At 56.2% G+C, this 2,432-nt stretch carries 4 protein-coding genes; 2 read left to right on the forward strand and 2 right to left on the reverse strand.

Annotated features, from left to right (window positions below; genetic code table 11):
* Positions 1–217: restriction endonuclease (locus C484_RS07820; protein ID WP_006825411.1), on the reverse strand; the 217-nt coding region annotated here is incomplete at its 3' end.
* Between the two features lie 135 nt (positions 218–352).
* Here C484_RS07820 and C484_RS07825 point away from each other — a divergent pair.
* Both C484_RS07825 and C484_RS24595 read left to right on the forward strand, forming a co-directional pair.
* Positions 353–1,021: a DUF6166 domain-containing protein gene (locus C484_RS07825; RefSeq protein ID WP_006825412.1), complete on the forward strand. Its 669-nt coding sequence runs from the start codon at positions 353–355 to the stop codon at positions 1,019–1,021.
* A complete protein-coding gene (locus C484_RS24595) occupies positions 1,021–1,149 on the forward strand; it encodes a hypothetical protein (protein ID WP_006825413.1) in 129 nt (42 codons plus the stop codon). The genes C484_RS07825 and C484_RS24595 overlap by 1 nt, the downstream gene beginning before the upstream one ends.
* Positions 1,150–1,162: 13 nt before the next feature.
* Here C484_RS24595 and C484_RS07830 read toward each other — a convergent pair whose 3' ends face one another.
* Positions 1,163–2,266: a hypothetical protein gene (locus tag C484_RS07830; RefSeq protein ID WP_049915149.1), complete on the reverse strand. Its 1,104-nt coding sequence runs from the start codon at positions 2,264–2,266 to the stop codon at positions 1,163–1,165.
* Positions 2,267–2,432: the final 166 nt, after the last annotated feature.

Raw genomic sequence — 2,432 nt, forward strand, 5'->3', positions numbered from 1 at the left:
GCGCCATCAGAGATGTGTATAAGAGACAGGTCCCCGTGTGCTTGCACTCGACGATGATCGCACGCCGGGTGCCGTCGACGACCTCCTCCATGATGACGTCGCGACCTTCGTCAGCCGTGCGGTCGGCCTGGCGGACGTTCTCGTAGCCGAGGTTCCGGAACACGTCCTCCATCACGTCCTCGAACTCGAACCCCGAGAGATCGTCCAGTACAGCCATCCTCAATTATGTGAACAGTACGTTGCAACTGCCAAATACGTTGCCGAACGCAGCGCCGTCCTGTTTGTTGAACCCCTGAGAGGGGTGCGGGGGTCACCGAACCGCCCGCGAGCAACGATGAACGGGAATGTACCTATGGCCAGTTCGGAATCGGTTCCAGTCGCATCGCCTGATCAGTCCCACCGAGACACAGTCGAATACGTCGGCTTCCGCGTCGACGGCCAAGCCGTCGTGTTGACCCTCTCGGAGCATCGGCGACTCTCCCTCGAGCGCAGTCTGGACCTGGTCAACCACAGTCCGAGCGGGTTCGAGTGGGGGTACAGCGGTAGCGGGCCCGCCCAGCTCGCGTGCGCGCTCCTCCTCGACTACTACGACGATGAGCAGTTCGCCCGTGAGCACTACATCGCGTTCCGGAATCAGGTGGTTTCGCAGCTGGAGTGCGACGGTGCCGCGGCGTGCTGGCACCTCACCGGCGAGGAGATCGACACCGCGATGGCGACCCTTACCGACGACGCCGTCGCCCTCGCCGACGGTGGACGGCCATCACCGACGCTCCCCGAGAACTGGCGAGCCGTCTCCCGCCCTGATCGAAGAGTGTTCCAGCGCGCTGATCGCGACCACTACATCGTACTCGGGGATGGGAGCGAGGAGTGGCTGGTCGTGCTCTGCAGCCAAGGCGACCGTGCATATCCTGCCCCGCTCGCACATCGGACGGTTGCCGAGGATGCTGACGTGGAACAGGTAATCCGGGAACTCGCCGAAGAGAGCAACGACCTCATCGAACCCCCGGAGGGGGAACACTGATGGAGACGCTTCGGCTGGCACGAGCCACCCACCAGCTCCTCGAACGTGGTGTCGAGGCGCTCGAGAAAATCGGGCGTGAACTGGAGCGATACAACGATCGGGAGGAGCTCTCCGGTGATGCTGATTAACCGTCGATACAGATTATAGAGGAGACTCTCCTTCGTTTTCTGGTGGGGCCGTTAGCATTGCATCGAGGAGTGCTGGTTTGAGTTGTTCCAGCTTCGTGTACACCTCGCCGTTTGAGATGTACTCCACTGATTCAGGGATCACCACATCGGGGTTCTCATAACCAGCGCGCGGTCCGAAGAATAGCAACCTTGCTTTCGTTGTTGAACGAGCATATCCTTCCAGCTTTGTCAGTTTGTCATTCAGTTCATCAGCATCCGTTTCATGAGTTACCTGCGCGACAATACTCATTTCCCCAGGATGGCTCCGGCCGAGAATGTCGATATCGCGCAATTCGCTACCGGGCGGAAGGTTTTCACCGATGCTATACAGCTGAAGGAAGTGCGTGTACTCCTGTCGAAGATATTCGAGACAAACAGTTTCGAGTTGCCCCGGTGCCAAGAAGCGTGCTTTTTCTTCTGCGCTAGCCTGATTTCCCAAAATCTCGGTAAGGGTGGTGGCGCCGTTATACGCTGCTTGTAGGTATTTCATATCCCCGTTGTCCCAAGTGCCCAGTGCTCCTCGGGGGAGTTTTGCCGAAAGAACCGGGTAGTCACGATACCAGACCCACCGAGAGTCCTCAAGTTGAAGGCCAGTATAGACATAGCCGTCGTCAATATCATCGATATTTTGGAATAGTTCATAGAGAGAGCTGGAAGACTCTTCAGCACGGGTGAGGACCTCCGACTCGCTTGTACCGACTGGTACCTCTAGGTGTCCCACACATTCTGACCCTCGACATCCAATCAATAGTAAGTGGGCCTGAGAGCTGTCATCTGGCTGCCTGACAGACCCAATCTTCATTCCACCTTTAAGATTTAGACTGCCAGAACCGTAGTCGGCACCCACAAGAGCCCCAGATTCCGCCCAGTCTTTGAGGACCTCTATTTTATTACCGAGTTTTCGATGATTCTCCGTTCCAGTTTCCTCGTACCGTGCCGCACATTCGTCGGGATCTGCGGTAATTGGGGTATTCGAATAGTGAACAGCAATCAGGTCATCTTGATGCAGATCTTCAATAGCCCCTGCTGTGCAGCTGATTCTGTGCCGAATAAACACAGTATCAAGTTCTTCAGTCATGGTCTGAAGGTGATTCGGCGTGTCCTAATCCTTTCGTCTATACCTCAGTTGGAGATCGCGAACCGAACCTTCGTGACCTATAGTAGACGTTAGAAATAATTGCTCGTCTCCGGGAGCGAGAGCTGATCAATAGCTGTATCAATCGCTGTTGTGAGCTCGTTGAGTG

It is taken from the genome of Natrialba taiwanensis DSM 12281, from assembly GCF_000337595.1.
Lineage (GTDB): Archaea > Halobacteriota > Halobacteria > Halobacteriales > Natrialbaceae > Natrialba > Natrialba taiwanensis.